Here is a 21511-nt window from a genome sequence, read left to right as displayed (position 1 = left end):
GGAAGCAGGAAGTTATCATGGCTAAATATTTATATCGGCTGGGCCTCTGGTCCGCGCAACGAGCTCGTCTCGTAATTGGATTATGGAGCTTCATACTCATCGCGGCAATCTGCTTAGGCACGTTATTTGCAGGTCCGGTCAGCGAATCCCTCTCCATCCCGGGAACATCCTCCCAACAAGCGCTTGACTTACTGAAAAAAGAGTTCCCTCAGGCGAACGGAGGCAACGTCCGACTTATCTTCGCCATGCCTGAGGGTAAGCAATTGACAGACCATACAACGCAGCAGGCTGTTAACAAGATGCTGGACGATGTAGCCAAAGACAAGGCGATTATCAGCGTCGTGAGTCCATACGAATCCGGGGCATTAAGCGCAGACAAACGGATCGGGTACGCCGATGTCACTTACCGAGCGACCGCGGAAGAAGTGTCTGAAACATCGAAGACCCATCTTCTTCAAAGCTTGGCGCTCACTTGCGATTCTGGTATTCAAACCGAGGTTGGAGGGTCTGTTGAAGTAATCGAACAGTCGGGTGTCGGCGGTTCTGAAGCAATTGGTATTATCATCGCCTTCATTATACTCGTCGTTACGTTTCGATCTATCCGCGTGGCGGGGCTGCCGATTATATCGGCGCTCGTCGGCGTTGGCATCGGCATCATGGGCGTTAATTTTGGCGCCAACTTTTTCGACATGAATTCTGATGCTACGATTCTGGCCTTGATGCTGGGTTTGGCCGTGGGCATCGACTATTCGCTCTTTATAATTTCCCGTCACCGCCAGCAGTTGGCAAGCGGCATGGAAATCAAGGAATCCATCGCGATTGCAACGGCGACCGCAGGAAGCGCGGTTATCTTTGCAGGCTTAACCGTTATGATCGCATTAGCTGCCTTCACGGTTGTCAACATCCCTTACTTTAGCGTCATGGGCTTGGCCGCATCGTTCACGGTGTTCATCTCGGTGCTGATTGCCATCACGTTGATTCCAGCCATCTTGTCGCTCGCTGGCAATCGCATCCGCTCAACGCGCCGCAACGAACGCAAGCCGCATTCCCGGAAGAGCAAGCCATTCGCCTATCGGTGGGGACGATTCGTAGCGAAGTTTTCGATCCCGATTCTCATCGTAGGTATCATCGGGCTTAGCGCGCTTGCCTTGCCTGCCCTGAACATGAAGCTCGGCTTGCCGGACGACGGCATGAGCTCGACCGACACTTCCGCACGACGTGGTTACGATCTATTATCTGAAGGCTTCGGCCCCGGATTCAACGGCCCGCTGGCCATTGCCATCCGATCCACGAGCGGGGCACAGGTGAAAGAGGCCGCCACTAAGATTGCGGGCAATCTTCGGAATATGGAGAACGTCGCCGCCGCTTCGCCGCCCATGCTTAACGAAGCTGGCAATTTGGCCATCGTCAGCGTGGCGCCGAAGACGGGACCCAACGACGACCTCACGCACGACTTGGTGCAATCGATACGGGAACGCGGCAAACAGCTCGCATCGCAAGCTCAGATTCAATTGATGGTGACGGGCGTAACAGCCATTAATATCGACATGTCCGACCGTATGAGCACAGCGTTCCCGCTCTTCGGATCGATCATCATCGTACTTGCGTTCATCTTGCTGCTGCTGGTGTTCCGCTCGGTGCTCGTGCCTGTTAAAGCAGTTCTAGGCTTCTTGCTGTCTCTGCTCGCGTCACTGGGCGTTATCGTATCGGTTTTCCAATACGGCCACCTGGCAGACTTGTTCGGCGTTGCAGCCGTAGGTCCGATCGTTAATTTCCTGCCTATGCTGCTTACCGGCGTTCTGTTCGGACTTGCGATGGATTACGAGGTCTTCCTTGTCTCGCGCATGCGGGAAGAATATACGCATACAGGACAAGCGCGGCCATCCGTCGTATCCGGCCTTGGCCATAGCGGACGGGTTGTGACCGCGGCGGGACTCATCATGATCTTTGTTTTCGGAGGATTTATTCTAGCGCCGGATCCAACGATCAAAGCGATCGGACTATCGCTCACGTTAGGCGTCCTGATTGACGCTTTCGTTGTACGCATGACGCTCGTTCCTGCAATCATGACCTTGTTAGGCCGATCGTCTTGGTATTTGCCGCAATGGCTGAAACGTATCTTGCCGAACGTAGACATCGAAGGTGCGTCAATCATTAAAGAATTGGAATCGAAGAAGGACTAATTATACTCACCTAACAGACATATATGAAGTGCATGAAGACGATCGGCTTAGCCCGGTCGTCTTCCTTGGCGCAAAGGAGAGTCGAATATGAGGGAAAACGCATTTGAAGGCGGCAGCAGCTGCTCGATCCAACGCGAAGGTTGCGTCATTTCCGTGGGAGATGACGGCGTTATGGCTTCAATCAATGGCAAGACGCTGCGGATCGCGAAGGAGAAGGTAACGGAAGGCGTACAAGTGGGAGATACGATCATCTGGACCGGTAAAATTTGGCGCGCTTCAAACACGGGGGATACGGGTACATCAAACATGAGAAAAGCTTAATGGCCGCGGCACCCTATAAAGGGGCAGCCGATCCGAATCCTTCATAAATAAGGGGAGGATGATGACACTCATGGAAGTATTGGATATGAAGCGATGCCTGTTCTGCGAAACGCTCGTTCAGGTGAAACATAAAGGCGGCAGCGAATGGTTTATGAATTGCCTCTGCTCGCCCAGTGGCTCTTACGGTTTAAAGGACGACAGCTACGAACCGTTCCGACTGCTATCGTACACGGATAAGAGAAACGTATTCCCGATCCTGTCCGCATACATTCGGGAGATGAGCGATCGCGAGGAGAAAGTGATCATCTCGTTCGACGAGCGCGATGCGATTCTGCAATCGCCGCTTATTCCGTTGACGACGGAAGAGAAAGGGCTGCGGTTGCTTCGTTATTTGCACCGCCATGCGGAAGGCCCGAACGAGCCGGTCGTCATTAATCAGTTTTCGCAAAGCTTTAATTTGACCTACTCCTTGAATTTACAGGAGCTGGTCTATATCGCGGAGAAGCTGAAGGAAGAGGGCATGATCGAGCGGATCGGCTCCACGTTCCGGCTGACGGAGAAAGGCTGGCTGGAGGCGGATTCCAACGCGTCGGGCAAGTCGTACAAGCCTTGCTTCGTGCTGCTTCCGACGAGCGAGGAAGGGATGTCGCAGGATTGGATGGAGACGGTCTTTCCGCGGCTGCTGCAGCTCGGTTACGCGCCTAAGCTGTTTGGCTATGGCGGGCCGCGCAGCGTCGCGGGTACGCCTGTTCAGGAAGCGATGCAGGAGATGCTGAAATGCCAGCTGGTCATCGCGGACATTACGGCGCCGGAAGCCGAGACGTGGATGTATGCCGGCTACGCGATCGGCAATGAAATTCCGGTTGCCTGGACCTGCCGTTCGACGTCTTCGGCCGGCGGCCAGCCTGCCGGCGTGCGGCCGATCGTTTGGGAGGATACGGAGCAGCTCGCCGGTCAGCTCCAATTCGCGATCGGACGGGAAGCTTAGCAAGAGGTGTTGGATTCGGAGTCTTGAAGCTTGATTGGATAAGAAAGTTGCTCCGTGATCAAGGTTTCGTTTATAATGATTTTATGCAATTTAATTAGATGAAATCCACTATGGGCCGATCACGGGAGGTACGAAGCATGAGCATTTACGATTTCAAAGTAACGACGATCGACGGCAAGGAACAGACGCTTGCCCCGTATGAAGGCAAGATTCTGCTGATCGTCAACACGGCCAGCGCCTGCGGCTTGACGCCGCATTACAAAGGATTGCAGCAGATTTACGACCAGTTCAAGGACGAGGGCGTCGTCGTACTTGGTTTCCCGTGCAATCAGTTCAAAGGGCAAGAGCCTGGCACGAACGAAGAGATCGCGCAATTTTGCGAGCTGAATTATGCGGTCACGTTCCCGATGTTCGCCAAGATCGACGTCAAAGGCGACAGCGCGGATCCGCTCTACAAGTATCTCGTGGATGCCGTGCCTGCTCCCTACCACACGGGCGATATCGATTGGAATTTCGCTAAATTCCTGGTCGACCGCCAAGGCAATGTCTTGAAGCAATACCCTGCGCCAACCGATCCGGCAGCTATCGAGCCGGACTTGCGCAGCCTGATCGAGACGGGCAGCCTCGGGGCAGCTCCGAATACCGTAAACGATTAATGCCGTTAATGACTGGTGTTTAAGCCATAAGCTTACTTTAGAGAAGAAGGCATCCCCTCCGGGCGGATGTCTTCTTTTTGTCGTTTTTTTCGAGGCATCGGGAAAGTTCAGCTTCTTGTAAAGGAATAGCGATGGCCTTATGGAATAAGACGAGAAGCGGAACGGAAATATCCGAGCTCCGAACATGGTAAGGGAGGGCAAAGGGCATGCATATTCATTATTCGCTCGAAGCGGCCGTCATCAATGACGAGAAGCGCTGGACCGAGCTATCGCAACTGCTGCGCGATGCGGGTGTCGATACGATCTGGTTGTACGGGTACTTCTACGGGAAATTCTGGTCGTCGCTCGATGAGATGGCGTTGGCCCGCGAAACGCTGCTGCAGTCCGGCTTCGAGGTCGGCGTCATCCAACTGCCCGTCGGGCATCCCGGCAATTCCTTGAATCCCGACGACGATTCGCTCGAGCTGCAATTGCCGGCGCATTGGCGGTATCGAATCGACGGTGAAGGACAGCCGGTCTATTATTGCGCGGCTATCGAAGATACGATGCTTGCCGACAATGTTGAAGCCGTGAGACAGCTGCGAGCTGCCGGCTTTACGCGCGTATTCATGGACGATGATCTTCGGCTTGGGAATTGGGGACAGCGTATCGAAGGCTGCTTCTGCGACGACTGCCTGCGGGCATTTCGAGAAGCGTATCCGCATGCTCGTGATCGGGCGGAGCTGCGCGATGCGCTTGATGCCCGGTCGGATGATGCGCTCGTTCGGGCATGGATTGATTTTACATGTTTGCGCGTAACGAGGCTGATGACCGACACATGCCTTCCCGGCATCGAGACAGGGATCATGGTCATGCACCTGGGCGACGAACGGCATGGGATTGATGTTGCGGACATTCGAGCCCGCATTCCGGATTGCCAATTCCGGGTCGGCGAAGCGCATTTCGGCGATGGTGACTTCGGCAGTCCCGAAGGGAAGGCGAGCGAGCTGTTCAGCGTGCTCTTTCACCTCGGACAGACGGGAACGGAACGGGCTTACAGCGAGACGACGGTGTTCCCGGCAAGGGCGCTAAGCAGTACCAATTTTGTCTATAAAGCACAAATGACAGTCGCTTCAGGCGTGCCGAACGTGTTTCTTATGAGCGGCACATGGCTGATCGAGGAGGATTATTGGCGAGCGTTCGCGGAGCGGCTGCCTGTTCTGGAAGGGCTGGAGCGGAAGGGTGCCGGCAGACGGAGCTATCCGGTCCATATCGCGTACGGAACGAAAGGCCGCGGGGAACCAATTGCGCCTGTGCTTCAGCCGCTGCTTGCGGGATTGCCGGCACGGCCGGTTCGAGGAGGGGATCGAGTTCAGGATATGGCAGACGCGGGGGGAGTACTGCTCTTCTTCGGCGATCAGGAGCTGACGGCCGAATGGGAACGTCGACTAGACGAATATGATTTTGCCGTATTCGATCAAGCCGCCGTCGAACGCAACCGGGAACGGCTGGCGCAAGCCCCAGCCGCTGAGGGCCGCATTCGGACATGGCCGTTCAACGCTGCCGAGTATCCCGAACGCACGTCAGGCATGCTGCGTGAACTGCTGGCGGAGGAAGGTGCCGCATTTCCGTACGTCGTCGAAGGGAAGGACGTGGCGCTGATATGGGTGCGGGAACGAGATGGCGTATTTCTCCTCAATATGCGCGAAGAAGCCAGCGTCGGTTCGCTGGCTTACGGAGAGCGGCGGCAATCGTTCTGCCTGGCACCGCTCGAAATTCTTTTCGTTTCAATAGGCGAGTAGTCGAACCATCAGCTATGTCTGCTGGATTGCAGCTTGTTCCGGGCGAGCAGCTGCTTGGCGAATGGCGCATTTCTGGCGTGGAACAGAATGCCGGCAAGGAGCCAAATCAAGCCCATGATCAGCGCATCCTTGCTGAGCAGCATGAACAGCCAGCCGATAATGCCGGCCCCAATGGCCGGAAGCACGAGGTAGAGCAGCGTCCCCTTGAAGGAACGGCGCCGTTCTCTTGCGTAATAGTGGCTGATGACGGAAATATTAACGAAGAAGAAGGCGGTCAGCGCGCCGAAATTCACGAATTTGACGGCCATGTCCAGTTGGATGACAAGGGCGAGCATGGAGACGATCGCGACCGCTAAGATGTTAACGACGGGTGTCTTCCACTTCGGATGAACATAAGCAAAGTAACGCGGAGGCAATATCGATTCGCGGCCCATCACGTACATGAGGCGGGAGACGCTCGATACGGACGATATTCCTTGGGTGAAGATCGCAAGCAGCAGAACGACGATGAATACGGAGCTAAGCGCGGCCCCGCCGACCAATTTGACAATCTCGAGACCTGCCGAATCGATGTTCAGGAACGCGATCGCTTTCGGGAAGACGAGCTGGGTCAAATAGGATGGTGTGACATATAAGATGCTGGCGATTATAATAATAAAGCCGATCGCACGAGGGATGTTCTTCTTCGCGTTTTTGGTTTCTTCCGCCATCGTCGTGATGGAGTCGAAGCCGAGAAACGAGAAGCAGATTACGGAAGCGCCGGTCAGGATCGTCGAGAAGGGAATGTCCGTTTGCAGCAGCGGTGCCAAAGGGTCGCTATGCGCCGATGAATGTCGGAGCAGCAGCGTGCAAAACAACCCGATGAAGCCCATTTGAAGCAGGACGAACCATTTGCTTAAGTTCGCCGAGAAGGAAGCTCCTTTTATATTCGCGAGCGTGATAGCCACATTGATACCGATCATCCACGCATAGGCGGGGACGGCCGGAAACTGCGCATGCATATAGATGCCGAAGGTCAAGCATGCAATGATGGGGGAAAACAAATAGTCGAGCAGCAGCGCCCAGCCGACGAGGAAGCCGAGATAAGGGTGGAGAGCTTTTTTGACATACGTATAGGCAGAGCCCGACGTCGGGTGGGCGATCGACATCAGACCGTAGCTGTATGCGGTGAACATAATGGCGATGAAGGCGGCCAAGTATGCTTGCGTCAGCATTCCTGACGACGATTCGTAGGCAATGCCGTAAATCGAGAAATAAATCATGGGCGTCATCCAGGCGAGCCCCAGGAATACGACTTGAAACAGCGTCAGCGTCTGTTGAAGTTTGATCGGTTCTCTCATGCGCAGCAACCCTTTCAATGATGGCTAAAATAAAAAAGCACAGGAGATATCAAAGGTTGCTGATATCCTCCCGGGCTTTTATCCCTCCGTGTACACAGCGGCTGCCGTGCGTTTTCTCTCGGACCAGACCGGAAGACAGCAATGCTGCCACCGCGGAACCCTAGAAAACGATATGGTATGTTTTATATGTTTTTCTTGTTAGATAATATAACATGAAGAGCTAAAACGTCAATGCAAAGTTTATCACACCAAGAATTAGCGTTATGGATGGAAAGGATGCTTACAAGTGGCAACGACAGAAGAAGAGAAACCGAAGTTATTACCGACGAAAATTTGGAAATGCAAAAACGCGGAGTGCAAAGCGTGGGTACGCGAGGAATTCGCCGAGAGCGAGCAAAGCTGTCCGATCTGCAAAGGCCCCATGCACCGAAGCATGAGGCATCTGCCGGCCGTGCAAAATAAAATCAAACGACAACCCAAAAAACCGAAATCGGAATTCGATATCTAAACGCAATGGCATTCGATATCTAATCTCATTTGCATATTCAGCCGCCCATCGGGCGGCTTTCTTTTGTTCAAATGCAATCAATCAGTCAAATTCAACATTAACGAAGCCGTGTCGGCATTTGCGAAGCTGCCTCAGTATCATAAAACTCCCCAACATCAATAAAGCAACCGCCACAAGTAGAACGTCGCGTAAGCTTTCCAATCGTTCCATTGCGCGGACAGCAGCTTGATTTCCGCGATGGAAGGTTTCGCGTCCCGGCCGAGCACCAGCTTAAGGGCGTTATGCAGGCCCACGTCCTCGATCGGGAACGCGGCAGGCATGCGAAGGCAGCGCATCAGCACGTAGTTCGCCGTCCAAGGCCCGATGCCGCGAATTCGAGTCAGCGCTTTCTCCGTCGCCGCCCAGTCCTCCATGGCGAGGAGTCCTTCTTTGGACAACTCCCCGGAAGCGATCAGCTTGGCGGTGCCGATGATGTATTCCGATTTGCGGCCGGTAAACTGCATCTCTCTCAATTCGGCTTGATCGAGCGCTGTAATGACTTCTGGCTCCGGGAATGCATAATATCGACGACCTTGCCACTCTACATTGGTGCCGAATCGTTCCACGAATCGCCGTTTGAGCGTATAGGCGAAGGCAAGGTTGATCTGCTGCCCCATGATGCCCCAGCAGAGAGCTTCGAACAAGTCGGCGATGCCGACGATGCGCAAACCGTTGAACTGCCTGACAGGCTCGGCCAATACGTCATCGCGCAGCGCAAGCGCAAGGAAAGGCTCGAGGTCCCGATCCATATCGAACCAGTCCCGGACGTATTCGGAAATGGCGGCCGACAGTGCGGCGTCCGGTGAATCTGCATGGGCGGGCAGTTCAACGGACAGCGAGCCGTCCGGCATGGAGACAATCCGGATCAGGATAGGCTGCCCTTGGACGGTAATCAATTTGGTTACGGTCTCGCCATCCACGTCATACAAGCATTCATTGCTCGAACGAGCCAGGTACCCGAGAATATGATGGAAGTCGAACGCCTTCGGCGGCGTTATGGTGATCGTGATAGAATTTGACATTGTGCGGCGCAACCTCCTGGTTTAACTGTAACGTTTACCACAAGAAACGTAGGGATACTCTTCTAGTTGTACCATAAGTTATTTGGCGAGGCTGTTGTAATCTTGCTTTCCCATTCAAGACGGCTTACATGCGGGCCTCGAAGCGGGTATACTTTGGCTTGGAGGTGAGGATGATGGTGACCGACGAGAAGTGGAATGCCATCGTGGACTGCGACGCCGGCCAGGATGGACGATTTTATTACAGCGTGAGCACGACGGGCATCTTCTGCCGGCCGTCCTGCAAGTCAAGAACGCCGAAGCGCGAGCATGTTCATATCTTCGCGGCGTCCTCGGATGCGCTGGGAGCGGGGTTTCGGCCATGCAAACGCTGCAAGCCGGACGGTCTGAGACTGCCGGACGAAGAATGGACGGACGCGGTCGCAGAAGCGATCCGCGAACAATATGGGGATCGGCTTACGCTGAACGCCTTGGCGGAACAGCAGCATGTCAGCCCATATCATCTACAGCGCATGTTCAAACGACTGAGAGGCGTATCTCCGGCTGCGTATTTACTGCAGGTCCGAATCGAGGCGGCCAAGTCGCTGCTGCGCGATACGGAGCTTTCGATCGCGGAGATCGGCGAAGAGGTCGGCATTTCGAATCCGGCGCATTTCGCTGCCGTGTTTCATAAAGCGGCCGGCGACACGCCTTCCCAATATAGAAGAGATCATCGGCCCGTCAAGGAGAAGTCCGACCCCGATGTGCCTTCCGATACCCAAGATTACCGTAATGACAAGCTAACGAAAGAAGAAAGCAGGTGAAACCAATGACGAAGATCTATTGGACGCTCTTGGATAACGATTTGTGGAAGCTCTACCTCGCCGCAACGGAATCCGGCTTATGTTACGTCGGTTCGCCGGATGCTCCGTTCGCGGAATTGGAAGCTTGGACGAAGAAGCAGCTGCCATCCTCAGTCCTAACGCATGCCGATGAGATCATGAAACCTTACGCAGATGCAATGCGTGATTACCTGCGCGGCAGCCAAAGCGGCTTCAATATTCCGCTCGATATGAAGGGAACCGCTTTTCAACAGTCCGTATGGCAGGAGCTGCTTCGCATTCCGCATGGAACGATCTGTGCCTATTCGGATATCGCGGAGCGTATCGGCAGAACTTCCGCGGTACGGGCGGTCGGAACGGCAATCGGAGCCAATCCCGTGCTGATCGCGGTTCCTTGCCATCGCGTCGTCGGGAAGAACGGCAAGCTGACCGGCTATCGCGGCGGCATGCAGGCGAAGGAGCGACTGCTGAAGCTCGAGGGAATACCCGCCTTCCATTCGTAAGATGGCTCCGATCGGGTTATAATGGAGGCTACGACGATTGGAAGGATGAGGCATTTTGGTCGAAATCGAGGCATACGAGGTAGAGAAGGTCAAGGATCCGTTCGGCATTTTGACGGGCGAGCGGTATGAATTCAAGCTGGAGATCGAGGTCGCCGAGGACGATGAGCTGTATGTCGAAGGCGGACTATACATACGGGTGATTTATCGCGTGGACGGCGAAAGCGGCAAGATCGTCAGATACGCGCTGCATGAACGAATCAACGATAAATTCGTGGACGCCGAGCTGGAGGACGAAGAAGAACGGATGCTGGAATCGTTCTGCGGCGAGCATTTCTCCGAGGCGGAAGAATAGAATAAAAACGGGCGTTCAGCCTTGGGTTTCATATCGACTTGGCCCGTGTAATAAGGAGTACGGCAAGCGGATAAGCGGGCCGAAACAAAGCGAAGAGGCGGTGAATGACATGACAGTCCATTATCTGTTGAACTGTTACAACAATCAAATCCTGGTGAAGCAGGTGGACGGCGAAGCTAAAGCCTTCCATGTCAACATCCAAAGCAACAACAATCCTCTCAGTTTCGGCAATACGTTATATACGGCCGCGAACAAAGACCAGGCCGTGCGGATTGCCAACCAGCTTTGCGCCTTTTACTCCATGGCCAGAGCAAACGGGTACCACTTGGAAGGCACCACTTTCCGCAATGGGAACAAGTCCGACATTACCGTCGAGCACGTGCTCAAAGTGGAGCGCACGAAGGACGAAATGCACAACCTGCTGCAAAGAGCATAAGGAATGAGCATGCATTGGCAAGATCATTAGTTGAGATGGAACCCACATACGCACAGGACCCCCTTGCCGAGGTCCTGTTTCTTTGTTTGCCGGGAAAAGGAGGAAGCGCGGCCTGCGAAAGTGGACAGCCTTTGCGCCGCCGTCTTATAATGGAGGGTATGTTATCGCGAACCGGCTCCGGTCGGATGAAGGAAACGAGGCTTAAGCGGCATGAAGAAATTCAAGAAATTTTATATCGAAATTACGAGCATCTGCAATCTGGCCTGCTCGTTCTGCCCGCCGACGGGTCGTGCGAAAGGCTTCATCAGCGTCGAGGACTTTACCAAAACGTTGGATGAAATCAGGCCGCATACGGATCATATTTATTTTCATGTCAAAGGCGAGCCTTTGCTGCATCCCAAAATCGACGTGCTGCTTGATCTGAGCCACGAACGCGGCTTCAAGGTGAACCTGACCTCGAACGGCACGCTGCTCCATAAGGCCGGACCCAAAATCATTGGAAAACCGGCATTGCGCCAGATCAACTTCTCGCTGCACAGCTTCGACGGCCATGAAGGCTCCGTGGATAAAGAAGGATACGTCGGCAGCGTGCTGGCCTTCGCCAAAGAAGCCGTCGCGCAGTCGGATATTCTCATTTCCTTGCGCTTATGGAACTTGACGGAAGACAACGCGACGAACGTCGACCGGCAGCGCAATCAGATCATACTCGATCAGCTCGAACGGGAATTCGGGCTGGACTTCCGGATTCAGGACCAGTTCCAACGGGGGAAAGGGATTAAGCTCGCCGAACGCATCTTCTTGAACCACGACCACGAATTCAAATGGCCGGATCTGAAGGAAAAGGAAGACGAGGGCCGCGGCTTCTGCCACGGGCTTCGCAATCAGGCCGGCGTTCTCGTGGACGGCACCGTCATTCCCTGCTGCTTGGATGGCGAAGGCGTCATCGATCTCGGCAACATTCATCGGACTCCGTTCTCGGACATTATCGAGGGGGATCGGGCGAATCGCTTGTACGACGGCTTCTCCCGCCGCGAGGTGGTAGAGGAGCTCTGCCGCAAATGCGGCTACAGACAGCGATTCAGCATGTAAGGAAAGAAGGTTTTGTATTCGCTCATGTCCTATTTTACGTCTAGATCGAACGAAACGGCATTTCGCATGAACGGGGAGCGCAGGTTCCGCGTGCCGCTCTTTTACGTGGCTGTCGTTATTCTGCTCATGAAGCTGGCGCTGCTGCGCTATTTTCTATTCGGAGACATCAAATGGCCAAGGCTTGCCGCAGACGCTTCGGCGCTGCTCGTATTATTGAGCGCGGTCGAGCTGGTGACGCCGGCCAGAATCAAAGTCTGGGTTTACGGTGCATTGAATGTGGTCGTCTCGCTGCTGTTATTCTCGTCGGCCGTCTATTTCGAGCATTTCGGCAACGTCCCGACGTATACGGCGCTCTACGAGCTGCATCAGGTGACCAAAATCAAAGACAGCGTCGAGTCCACGATCCAGTGGAGTCATTACTGGTTCTTCCCGGACATTATTATCGCGATCGGAGTTTGGATCTATGCTGCGGCTTCATCCCGACGCGGCGGTGGAAATAGCCGAAGAAGACTGGTTTCCGCATCGCCGATGTACCGCGTCGTGCTGAGCGTGCTGTTAATTGTCTGCATCGTCGTCTCGACGCGGTTCATCCAGTTGGGAATGCCGATCGAAAACGAGCTCGTCGCGGCGGAAGACGAAGGGTTCTTGAACTATCAAGTGTCTTCGGCGATTAAAGCCGCGAAGGACAACAGCATCGCGGCCGAAGGCAATACATCGGAGTTCGTCCAGCAGGCAGTCGACCTGCAGGCGACTTATCCTTATCAGGACAAGCCTGGCGGCGCGCCGGCCTATTTCGGGACCGCGAAAGGCAAGAACGTCATCGTCATCCAAATGGAGGCGTTTCAGAATTTCCCGATCCATCTGAAGCTGGGCGGCCAGGAGATTACGCCGGTGCTGAACAAGCTTGCCGGCGGCAGCCTGTACTTCCCGCATATTTTCCAACAGATCGGCCAAGGCAATACGTCGGACGCGGAATTCATGTCCAATACGTCGATCTATCCGACGGCCCAGATCGCCATGTCGACCGGCTACGGCGACCGCAACCTGCCCAGCCTTCCAAGAGCGCTGCAGCAGAACGGCTATATCGCGGACACGTTCCATGTCAACGACGTGACGTTCTGGGACCGGAACAAGCTGTATGCGGCGCTCAATTTCGACCACTACTACGACAAGCCGTACTACAAGAACGATAAGTTCAACAGCTTCGGCGCATCCGACGAGGAGCTGTACCGCGTCGCCGTCGACAAGCTGAGCGAAGTCGGCAAAAGCAAGCAGCCGTTCTACGGCCAGCTCATTACGGTGTCCAGCCACTTCCCGTTCGAGGTGCCGAAGGACCGCGTGAAAATGACGCTGCCGGATAATCTCCAAGGTACGCAGCTTGGCAATTATCTGCTGGCGGTCAATTATACGGACTATGCCATCGGCACGTTAATAGATCGGCTGAAGTCGGAAGGGTTATGGGACGACACCGTGCTTGTCCTGTACGGGGATCATTTCGGTTTGCAGCCGAACGACAACGATCCGGCACAGGTCAGCCAAGCGCTCGGCGTCCCTTACGATCCGAAAGTGTCGCGCTTCAATATCCCGCTCATTATTCACTTGCCTGGCGAACAGCAGGGCAAAATCGTGGATCTATCCGGCGGCCAGCTGGATATCATGCCGACGGTTGCCAATCTGCTTGGCGTTAAGCTGGCGGATGCGGGAGTCACGGCATTCGGCCATGATCTGCTCAACATCGATCATAACGTCGTCGGTTCGCGGTACTACATGCCGACGGGATCTTTTATCAATGACGATGTCTTGTTCGTGCCAGGCAAAGGCTTCGACGATGGAACGGCGGTCGATATTCGGACGCTGAAGCCGGTGACGGATTTGACGCCGTACCGGAAGGATTACGATTATATCTTGAAGCTGATGGAGCTGTCCGACCGTTACGTGCGGTCGCTTCCGAAGCGGTAAAAACCATGAGAATCGGTATGCGATGTAATAAAACCTGACACGAGTGTTGACATATGGGTGCGACCGCACCTATAATCAGTACCAATAGCAGGTTTTAACAATTGCATATCGGTTCTCATGTTAGCATTGAGGACAAAAAAGCTATCTAGGGTTCCGTTGGCGGCAAGTAACTGCCCGTCAAGTCTGGTCCGAGAGATAGTGTGTGGAAGCTGTTCGTACCCGGTACGAATGAGCCTGCATAACACGGAAGGATAAAAGCCTGGGAGGTCGCGCTCTCAGGCTTTTTTGTTTTACCGCGACCATTGAAGGAGGGTTTCCAATGACAAACTTGTGGAGCAAAACCATCGCGCCCGGCGACAAATGGTCCGGCGTGATCGCGAAAGGCCGCCTGTTGACGTTCACGGCGCTGAAGGATGACGCCAACGTTGCCGTCATGCTGTACAACGCCCATGATTTGACGGAGCGTTATAATATGCCGGACTCGCTGAAGGCGCAGTACACCGCGCATCTGACCCGCGGCAACGTGCTGATGAGCGATAACGGACGGGTGCTGGCAAGCATCGTCGAGGATGGCCTCGGATGGCATGACACCATCAGCGGGCTGACGACGCGCGAAAGCACGGATGCCAAATACGGCGCGACGAATTACCAGACGCTCCGCAATGACTGGCTGCGAAGCGGGTACGAGAATTTTGCCGTCGAGCTGGTGCGCTGCGGCCTCGGCGTCCGCGACCTCGGTCCGGTCGTCAACTTATTCGCCAAGGTAGCCTGCGACGATGAAGGAACGATGGTTTATGACGGCGCCCATTGCAAAGAAGGCAGCACGGTTACGCTTCGCACGGACATGGACGTCCTGATCGTCCTTTCGAATACGCCGAACCCCTTGAATCCGAGCACCGTTTACCCGGAGGCGGCCGTCAAGCTCGACGTGTCGCTCGCTCCCGAATTCCAGCCGGAAACGGATTACTGCTATCATTTCCGCGGCGAGAACCGCCGCGCGTTCGAGAATACGGCAGAGTATCATTTGCTGGCCAGATGATTGGTTTGCAGGTCCGGTAGGACCGGCAGCATTCAGCTTCAGGCTTACAGATTATACCAACGACTTTGAGGAGGTTATCCCATGAGCGCTTTTATCCGCACGGAAAGCAGATTGAAGGAAGAGGAAGCGATCGTCGACGAGATCGTGTTGGCCGGCGACGGCTGGATGAAGGTGCTGGAGCCGGGACAGGTGCTCCGCATCGTGGATCTGGAAGGCAATCAAGCGGCAGATACGCTGTTCTTCGATGCCGACAGCAAGGATGACCATTACAGTGCCGTCGCGACGATTGCCGCGCAAGGGAACATTTACTTGACGACGGGCTCCGTCCTCCGCGCGGAATCGGGCAAGCCGCTCGTGAAGATCGTTGCGGACACTTGCGGCCGGCACGATACGGTCGGAGGGTCCTGCTCCGCGCAGAGCAACACGGTCCGCTACGCGCACGACAAGCTGCAGATGCACAACTGCCGCGATACGTTCATGCTGCAGCTGGCCAAGCACGACGGCGGCTACACGAAGCGGGATCTGGCGCCGAACGTCAATTTCTTCATGAACGTGCCGGTCACGCCGGAAGGCGGCCTTCGTTTCGCGGACGGCGTATCGGCCCCGGGTTGCTACGTCGAGATGGAATCGATCGCCCGCACGGCGGTGCTGATCAGCAATTGCCCGCAGCTCAACAACCCATGCAATGCTTATAATCCGACGCCGATTCGCGTCCTGATCTGGAACGCATAGCTTGACTTGGAACTTATAGATGCAATGAAGCTTCTAAATTGGAAATCAACATTCGGAACTTCTAAATAGAGATACAGTTAACCGGGAGGGAACAGCCATGTTCACGAAAGTTCTCATAGCTAATCGCGGCGCCATCGCCGTTCGAATCGAACGCACGCTTCGCAAGCTTGGCATTCAATCCGTTGCCGTGTATACCGCTGCCGACCAGGACAGCCTTCATGTGGACGGTGCCGACGAGGCCGTTCATATCGGGGCCGGCCCCGCCAAAGAAAGCTACCTCGATGCCGATCGCATTCTTCGCACCGCGATTGAGACCGGCGCGCAAGCCATCCATCCGGGCTACGGCTTTCTCAGCGAGAACGCAGCATTCGCCCGCGCTTGCCGCGAGCACGGCATCGTCTTCATCGGCCCGACGCCGGAGCAGATGGAGATGTTCGGCTTGAAGCATTCCGCGCGGGAAATCGCCGAGCGCGCCGGCGTTCCGATGCTGCCGGGCACGGCGCTGATCAGCGAGCTGGACGAAGCGTTGACAGAAGCGGAAGCGATCGGCTATCCCGTGATGCTCAAGAGCACGGCCGGCGGCGGCGGCATCGGCATGCGCGTCTGCCACGACGAGCGGGCTCTGCGCGAAGCGTTCGACGGCGTCCGTCATTTGGCGGAGACGAACTTCAAGAACGGGGGCATTTTCCTCGAGAAATATATCGCGAAGGCACGCCATGTCGAGGTGCAAATCTTCGGCAACCGCTTCGGCGAAGTGGCGGCGCTCGGCGAGCGGGATTGCTCGATTCAGCGGCGCAACCAGAAGGTGATCGAGGAAAGTCCAGCGCCTTGCCTGCCGGACAGCGTACGCCAAGAGATGTTCGCCTCGGCGAAGCGGCTTGCGTCCGAGGTCGGTTACCGCAGCGCCGGAACGATCGAATATTTGTACGATCCGGAAGCGTGCCGTTTCTACTTCCTCGAGGTAAACACGCGGCTGCAAGTGGAGCATGGCGTAACGGAAGAGGTACTCGGCGTCGATCTTGTGGAATGGATGGTATTGGAAGCGGCGGACGAACTGCGCGGGATCGAAGCGCGCGTCAACCGTCCGGCAGGCCACAGCATCCAAGCGCGGATCTATGCGGAAGACTGCTTGCAGCAGTTCCGCCCGAGCGCCGGCAAGCTGGATCAAGTCAAATTCGCGGAGCATGCCCGCGTGGAGACTTGGGTACGCGACGGAATTACCGTTACGACGCTATACGATCCCATGCTAGCCAAGATCATCGTGCGAGGCGAGAACCGCGAGGATGCCATCGCCAAGCTGGCCGCTGCGCTCGAAGAAACGCGGTTGTACGGCATTACGACCAACCTGCAGTACGTGCAGGCGCTCCTCGGCGAAGAAGCGTTCGTGAACGGCCACGTATTCACGCAGCTGCTGAACGGCTTCGAGCCTTCGGAGCATGCGATCGAAGTCGTCGATGGCGGGGTGCAGTCGACGGTGCAGGATTGGCCGGGACGTACGGGCTACTGGGACGTCGGCGTACCGCCGTGCGGTCCGATGGACCCGCTGTCGTTCCGCATCGGCAACAAGCTGCTCGGCAATCCCGATGACGCGTCGGGCTTGGAGCTGACGCTTCGCGGCGGCGCCTACAGATTCCGCGGCGACATGTGGATATGCGTGACGGGCGCGGACATGGGAGCGCTGCTGGACGACGAAGCCATTGCGATGTACCAGCCGACTCAGGTCAAACAAGGCCAAGTGCTCAGCTTCGGCGAAGCGGCGGCCGGAATGAGAAGCTATCTGCTGGTCGGCGGCGGCTTCGACATGCCGAAGATTCTCGGCAGCTCCGCGACCTTCACGCTCGGCGGCTTCGGCGGCCACGGCGGACGGGCGCTTCGCGCGGGCGACGTGCTCGGCGTCAGCCGCGGCGGCCGAACGGATGCATCGGAGCTGCAATTGGCAGCGGCCGATCGCCCTGAACTGACTCGCGAATGGACGATCGGCGTCATTCCGGGCCCTCACTGCACGGAAGAGTATTTGAAGCCTACTTATTTGAAGGAACTAGCCGATACGGCGTTCGAGGTTCACTTCAACAGCTCGCGCACCGGCGTTCGCCTCATCGGTCCCGCACCGCATTGGGCACGGGAAGACGGGGGGCAGGCCGGTCTGCATCCGTCCAATATCCACGACAACGCGTATGCGGTCGGAACACTGGATTTGACGGGCGACATGCCGATTCTGCTCGGTCCGGACGGCCCAAGCCTCGGCGGCTTCGTCTGCCCGGTGACGACGGCCTCGGCGGAATTTTGGAAGCTGGGCCAGCTGCATGCCGGCGATACGGTTCGTTTCCAGCTGCTGACGCTGGAAGAAGCGGACGGCCTGCGCCAGCTTCAAGAGTCGAACCTGCAAGCGATCGGCGAAGACGCTCGGGACGCGCTCGTTCCGGCCGGACTTCCGCAGCCGCAAACCGCGATCATGCCGGCCTATCCGCTGCTGCATCAGGAGACCGACAACCGCCGTTTCCCGATCACGATCCGCTGCAGCGGCGACGAGAATATTTTGGTGGAATACGGGGAGATGGAACTCGATCTGCTGCTGCGTTTCCAGGTGCATGCTTTGATGGAAGCCATCGTAAGCGACGGTACGATCCCGGTTCAGGATCTGACCCCGGGCATTCGTTCGCTGCAAGTCCATATCGACCAGAAAGCGACTACGGTACAGGAAGCGTGCAAACGGATCCTGGAGCTTGACGATAATTTGCCGCCGCTTGAAGAAATCACGGTACCATCGCGGATCGTGCGTCTGCCGTTGTCCTGGGATGATCCGGCCACGCAGCTGGCGATCGACCGTTATCAGCAGAACGTTCGTCCGGACGCGCCGTGGTGCCCGAGCAACCTGGAGTTTATTCGCCGCATCAACGGCTTGGACAGCATCGACGACGTGCAGCGCATCGTGTACGAAGCCAATTATCTCGTGCTCGGCCTCGGTGACGTGTACTTGGGCGCGCCTGTTGCGACGCCGATCGATCCGCGCCATCGGTTGGTGACGACGAAGTATAACCCGGCGCGGACATGGACGCCGGAGAATGCCGTCGGGATCGGCGGCGCGTACATGTGCATCTATGGCATGGAAGGACCGGGCGGTTATCAGTTCGTGGGCCGTACGATTCAGATGTGGAACCACTTGAACCGCGAGACGGCGAGTTTCCAGTCGGGCAAGCCATGGCTGCTTCGCTTCTTCGATCAGATTCAATTCTATCCGGTCAGCGACGAAGAGCTGCTGCAGCTGCGGGAAGACTTCATGCGCGGCCGGTACGAAGCGGACATTACGGAGACGACCTTCAAGCTGGGCGACTACCTAACCTTCTTGACTTCGATCGAAGAGAGCACGGAAGCCTTCGCCGACGTGCAGCAGGCAGCGTTCCAAGCGGAGCGCGAGCGTTGGAAAGAAATGGGCCTCGCCGAGTATGTATCCGAGAGCGAAGCGCCCAAGGCATCGGAAGAAGACGAGCTTCCTGCGGATGCGGTCGGCGTTCGATGCACCATGCCGGGCAGCGTATGGAAGGTGCTGGTGGAGCCGGGTCAAGAAGTGAAGAAAGGCGATACGCTCATCATCGAAGAGAGCATGAAGATGGAGTTCAACCAGACGGCGCCTTGCGACGGATTCGTCTCTTCCGTCTTCGTGAAGCCTGGCGACGAGGTGCATACGGGCCAGCTGATCGTCAGTCTCGTGAAGGTGAACGAAAGAGAGGTGTTGATCGCATGACGAACGCGAATTGGCCTGAGAAGTTGACCGCCGCTTGGCTGCGGGAGCAGTATGCAAGCAATAGTCTGACGCCTGCGGAGGTCGTGCGCGAAATCATCAGCCGTTCCTTGCGGGACGAAGGGATGAACATCTGGATTACACCTCCGACGTTCGAGAACATTGCGCCGTATTTGGATGGATTAACCGAGAAGGGGCTCGAAAGCTCGCCGCTCTGGGGCATTCCGTTCGCCATTAAGGACAATATCGATTGGGCGGGCGTACCCACGACCGCGGCATGCGCGGATTTTGCTTACGTGCCTGAGGCGAGCGCGGTCGTCGTACGGCGGCTCGTCGATGCAGGGGCGATTCCGATCGGCAAAACGAACCTGGATCAATTCGCCACCGGCCTTGTCGGCACGCGCAGCCCGTACGGCGAAACGCATAACGCGATGCGGCCGGAGCTTATCAGCGGCGGCTCCAGCTCCGGCTCCGCCGTCGCGGTGGCGCGCGGGCAGGCCGTGTTCGCCTTAGGGACGGACACGGCAGGCTCGGGCCGCGTGCCGGCGGCGCTGAACGGGCTCGTCGGCTACAAGCCGAGCCTCGGCGCATGGCCGACGGAAGGCGTCGTCCCGGCGTGCGCGAGTCTCGACTGCGTGACCGTCTTCGCGCACAGCCTAGACGATGCGCTGGCAGTTGACGGGACCGCGCGCGGTGCGGAGTCCAGCGATCCTTGGTCGAAGTCGATCCCGCAGCCGATGAAGGACCGCCTTCCGGCTGCGATCTGCCTGCCGGACGAAACGCCGGCCTTCTTCGGACCGTATGCGGAGCAGTACCGCGCTGCGTGGGAGGAAGCCGTCGCAACGGTCGTATCGCTCAACATTCCTGTCATTCCGGTGAGCATGGATTTGTTTGCCGAAGCGGCGGCGATCCTATATGGCGGACCATGGGTGGCCGAGCGATGGGCTGATCTCGGCGACTTCGTGAATGGCAATCCGGAATCCGTATTCCCGGTAACGGAGCGCGTGCTGCGGACTGGCGATTCGCCGGCCTATACGGCGGCCTCGGTGTTCCAGGCCATGCATAAGCTTCAATCGTATAAGCGGCAGGCGAGCCAGCTCCTCGACGGCGCGGTTCTGATGCTGCCGACCTGCGGCGGCACGTGGACGAGAGACGAGGTTCGTCAGGCACCGATCGAAACGAACAGCGAAATGGGGCTTTACACGAACCATTGCAATCTGCTGGACCTCTGCGCGGTTGCGGTGCAGGCTGGAGAAGCTTCGGATAAGGTACCGTTCGGCGTGACGTTCTTCGCGTCGGCGCTGAACGAATCGCTGATCTGCGGGATCGCCGAGGCGTTCTCGGCTGCAACGGAGCAGGCTGAACCTGCTGAACCGGGCAGTCCGGAGCTGAAACTACCTGCGGCGCAGCAGCTCGCGCAATCTAAGGCCGCGACAGAAACAGAGTCGAAGCTTGAGTCTGCAATGGAAGCCAAGCCCGAAACGACGCTCGTCGCCGTTTGCGGCCTCCACATGCGCGGATTCCCGCTGGAGAAGCAAATGCAAGCCTGCGGAGCCGTATTCGTCCGCGAGACGCAGAGCGCGCCCAAGTACCGCCTCGTGAAGCTGCCGACGATTCCGGCGAAGCCGGGGATGATCAAGCAGGAGCAAGGCGGAGCAGCGATTACGCTGGAGGTCTGGGAGATGCCGCTTCACGCGTTCGGCGGCTTCGTCGCGGGCATTCCCGCGCCGCTCGGCATCGGCAAGGTGGAGCTGAGCGATGGCAGCGAGGTGCCTGGCTTCACCTGCGAAGCTTATGCAGCAAGCGCATCGGAGGATATTACAGCTGCCGGTTCTTGGCGCAATGTGGTGCTTCTGTAACGGAGCGTATATTATGGCAGGCAGGCCGCGTCCGAATTGGACGCGGCTTGCTGACGTTTGTGCCACGCTTGTCGGCGATCCTGAACCGTGCATGACAGGGACAGCGGCTTCGGCGGCTGCTTCGCGCCGCAGACTGGAAGGTGAAGA

The 21511-nt window shown here is 56.7% G+C and carries 18 protein-coding genes and 2 riboswitches; of the genes, 16 read left to right on the top strand and 2 right to left on the bottom strand.

Annotated elements, in window-relative coordinates:
• The first annotated feature begins 17 nt into the window (after nucleotides 1-17).
• From AC0YNU_RS01390 to AC0YNU_RS01370, 5 genes are all read left to right on the top strand, one after another.
• Nucleotides 18-2183 (top strand): MMPL family transporter, encoded by a 2166-nt coding sequence (locus AC0YNU_RS01390; RefSeq protein WP_475752528.1) that lies wholly within the window; start codon nucleotides 18-20, stop codon nucleotides 2181-2183.
• Between the two features lie 87 nt (nucleotides 2184-2270).
• The gene (locus AC0YNU_RS01385) at nucleotides 2271-2504 is read left to right on the top strand and encodes a hypothetical protein (protein WP_475752527.1); all 234 of its coding nucleotides are present in this window, start codon (nucleotides 2271-2273) and stop codon (nucleotides 2502-2504) included.
• Between the two features lie 70 nt (nucleotides 2505-2574).
• Nucleotides 2575-3492, top strand: a complete 918-nt coding sequence (locus AC0YNU_RS01380; protein WP_475752526.1) for a hypothetical protein — start codon at nucleotides 2575-2577, stop codon at nucleotides 3490-3492.
• Between the two features lie 137 nt (nucleotides 3493-3629).
• Nucleotides 3630-4148 (top strand): glutathione peroxidase, encoded by a 519-nt coding sequence (locus tag AC0YNU_RS01375; protein ID WP_475752525.1) that lies wholly within the window; start codon nucleotides 3630-3632, stop codon nucleotides 4146-4148.
• A gap of 206 nt (nucleotides 4149-4354) precedes the next feature.
• On the top strand, nucleotides 4355-5929 hold the full coding sequence (locus AC0YNU_RS01370; RefSeq protein ID WP_475752524.1) for a hypothetical protein: 1575 nt from the start codon (nucleotides 4355-4357) through the stop codon (nucleotides 5927-5929).
• 8 nt (nucleotides 5930-5937) lie between these two features.
• Here the strand turns inward: AC0YNU_RS01370 and AC0YNU_RS01365 are convergent, their stop codons facing one another.
• Nucleotides 5938-7269, bottom strand: coding sequence for an APC family permease (locus tag AC0YNU_RS01365; RefSeq protein ID WP_475752523.1), 1332 nt, complete (start codon nucleotides 7267-7269; stop codon nucleotides 5938-5940).
• A gap of 65 nt (nucleotides 7270-7334) precedes the next feature.
• A riboswitch (guanidine-I (ykkC/yxkD leader) is annotated at nucleotides 7335-7444 on the bottom strand.
• 111 nt (nucleotides 7445-7555) lie between these two features.
• Here AC0YNU_RS01365 and AC0YNU_RS01360 point away from each other — a divergent pair.
• Nucleotides 7556-7777 (top strand): cold-inducible protein YdjO-related protein, encoded by a 222-nt coding sequence (locus AC0YNU_RS01360; protein WP_161694724.1) that lies wholly within the window; start codon nucleotides 7556-7558, stop codon nucleotides 7775-7777.
• 155 nt (nucleotides 7778-7932) lie between these two features.
• On the opposite strand, the gene AC0YNU_RS01355 is transcribed toward AC0YNU_RS01360, so the two are convergent.
• Nucleotides 7933-8838, bottom strand: a complete 906-nt coding sequence (locus AC0YNU_RS01355; RefSeq protein WP_475752522.1) for a DNA-3-methyladenine glycosylase family protein — start codon at nucleotides 8836-8838, stop codon at nucleotides 7933-7935.
• A gap of 170 nt (nucleotides 8839-9008) precedes the next feature.
• Here AC0YNU_RS01355 and AC0YNU_RS01350 point away from each other — a divergent pair, with 170 nt between their 5' ends.
• The 10 genes from AC0YNU_RS01350 to atzF all read left to right on the top strand — a co-directional run bounded on the left by AC0YNU_RS01350 (nucleotide 9009) and on the right by atzF (nucleotide 21364).
• Nucleotides 9009-9638 (top strand): bifunctional transcriptional activator/DNA repair enzyme AdaA, encoded by a 630-nt coding sequence (locus AC0YNU_RS01350; RefSeq protein ID WP_475752521.1) that lies wholly within the window; start codon nucleotides 9009-9011, stop codon nucleotides 9636-9638.
• 5 nt (nucleotides 9639-9643) lie between these two features.
• Nucleotides 9644-10159, top strand: a complete 516-nt coding sequence (locus AC0YNU_RS01345) for a methylated-DNA--[protein]-cysteine S-methyltransferase (protein WP_475752520.1) — start codon at nucleotides 9644-9646, stop codon at nucleotides 10157-10159.
• Nucleotides 10160-10214: 55 nt separating this feature from the next.
• Nucleotides 10215-10511, top strand: a complete 297-nt coding sequence (locus AC0YNU_RS01340) for a DUF6509 family protein (RefSeq protein WP_475752519.1) — start codon at nucleotides 10215-10217, stop codon at nucleotides 10509-10511.
• A gap of 109 nt (nucleotides 10512-10620) precedes the next feature.
• Nucleotides 10621-10947: a hypothetical protein gene (locus AC0YNU_RS01335; protein ID WP_475752518.1), complete on the top strand. Its 327-nt coding sequence runs from the start codon at nucleotides 10621-10623 to the stop codon at nucleotides 10945-10947.
• 210 nt (nucleotides 10948-11157) lie between these two features.
• Nucleotides 11158-12036: a radical SAM/SPASM domain-containing protein gene (locus AC0YNU_RS01330; protein WP_475752517.1), complete on the top strand. Its 879-nt coding sequence runs from the start codon at nucleotides 11158-11160 to the stop codon at nucleotides 12034-12036.
• 24 nt (nucleotides 12037-12060) lie between these two features.
• Nucleotides 12061-13995 carry an LTA synthase family protein gene (locus tag AC0YNU_RS01325; RefSeq protein WP_475752516.1) on the top strand — a complete coding sequence of 645 codons (1935 nt, stop codon included), beginning with the start codon at nucleotides 12061-12063 and terminating at the stop codon, nucleotides 13993-13995.
• Between the two features lie 134 nt (nucleotides 13996-14129).
• A riboswitch (guanidine-I (ykkC/yxkD leader) is annotated at nucleotides 14130-14263 on the top strand.
• Nucleotides 14264-14314: 51 nt separating this feature from the next.
• Nucleotides 14315-15034 (top strand): urea amidolyase associated protein UAAP1, encoded by a 720-nt coding sequence (locus AC0YNU_RS01320; RefSeq protein ID WP_475752515.1) that lies wholly within the window; start codon nucleotides 14315-14317, stop codon nucleotides 15032-15034.
• Nucleotides 15035-15115: 81 nt separating this feature from the next.
• Nucleotides 15116-15766, top strand: a complete 651-nt coding sequence (locus AC0YNU_RS01315; protein ID WP_475752514.1) for an urea amidolyase associated protein UAAP2 — start codon at nucleotides 15116-15118, stop codon at nucleotides 15764-15766.
• 97 nt (nucleotides 15767-15863) lie between these two features.
• On the top strand, nucleotides 15864-19508 hold the full coding sequence (gene uca, locus AC0YNU_RS01310; protein ID WP_475752513.1) for an urea carboxylase: 3645 nt from the start codon (nucleotides 15864-15866) through the stop codon (nucleotides 19506-19508).
• Nucleotides 19505-21364, top strand: a complete 1860-nt coding sequence (gene atzF, locus AC0YNU_RS01305) for an allophanate hydrolase (protein ID WP_475752512.1) — start codon at nucleotides 19505-19507, stop codon at nucleotides 21362-21364. The genes uca and atzF overlap by 4 nt, the downstream gene beginning before the upstream one ends.
• Nucleotides 21365-21511: the final 147 nt, after the last annotated feature.

This window comes from Paenibacillus sp. J31P316 (assembly GCF_056269105.1).
This window is presented reverse-complemented; position numbering and strand designations above follow the sequence as displayed.

Excerpts from the sequence above, each read along its gene's own strand:
- AC0YNU_RS01390 (WP_475752528.1), top strand. The coding sequence starts at position 18 with ATGGCTAAATATTTATATCGGCTGGGCCTCTGGTCCGCGCAACGAGCT.
- AC0YNU_RS01385 (WP_475752527.1), top strand. The coding sequence starts at position 2,271 with ATGAGGGAAAACGCATTTGAAGGCGGCAGCAGCTGCTCGATCCAACGC.
- AC0YNU_RS01380 (WP_475752526.1), top strand. The coding sequence starts at position 2,575 with ATGGAAGTATTGGATATGAAGCGATGCCTGTTCTGCGAAACGCTCGTT.
- AC0YNU_RS01375 (WP_475752525.1), top strand. The coding sequence starts at position 3,630 with ATGAGCATTTACGATTTCAAAGTAACGACGATCGACGGCAAGGAACAG.
- AC0YNU_RS01370 (WP_475752524.1), top strand. The coding sequence starts at position 4,355 with ATGCATATTCATTATTCGCTCGAAGCGGCCGTCATCAATGACGAGAAG.
- AC0YNU_RS01365 (WP_475752523.1), bottom strand. The coding sequence starts at position 7,269 with ATGAGAGAACCGATCAAACTTCAACAGACGCTGACGCTGTTTCAAGTC.
- AC0YNU_RS01355 (WP_475752522.1), bottom strand. The coding sequence starts at position 8,838 with ATGTCAAATTCTATCACGATCACCATAACGCCGCCGAAGGCGTTCGAC.
- AC0YNU_RS01350 (WP_475752521.1), top strand. The coding sequence starts at position 9,009 with ATGATGGTGACCGACGAGAAGTGGAATGCCATCGTGGACTGCGACGCC.
- AC0YNU_RS01345 (WP_475752520.1), top strand. The coding sequence starts at position 9,644 with ATGACGAAGATCTATTGGACGCTCTTGGATAACGATTTGTGGAAGCTC.
- AC0YNU_RS01335 (WP_475752518.1), top strand. The coding sequence starts at position 10,621 with ATGACAGTCCATTATCTGTTGAACTGTTACAACAATCAAATCCTGGTG.
- AC0YNU_RS01330 (WP_475752517.1), top strand. The coding sequence starts at position 11,158 with ATGAAGAAATTCAAGAAATTTTATATCGAAATTACGAGCATCTGCAAT.
- AC0YNU_RS01325 (WP_475752516.1), top strand. The coding sequence starts at position 12,061 with ATGTCCTATTTTACGTCTAGATCGAACGAAACGGCATTTCGCATGAAC.
- AC0YNU_RS01320 (WP_475752515.1), top strand. The coding sequence starts at position 14,315 with ATGACAAACTTGTGGAGCAAAACCATCGCGCCCGGCGACAAATGGTCC.
- AC0YNU_RS01315 (WP_475752514.1), top strand. The coding sequence starts at position 15,116 with ATGAGCGCTTTTATCCGCACGGAAAGCAGATTGAAGGAAGAGGAAGCG.
- uca (WP_475752513.1), top strand. The coding sequence starts at position 15,864 with ATGTTCACGAAAGTTCTCATAGCTAATCGCGGCGCCATCGCCGTTCGA.
- atzF (WP_475752512.1), top strand. The coding sequence starts at position 19,505 with ATGACGAACGCGAATTGGCCTGAGAAGTTGACCGCCGCTTGGCTGCGG.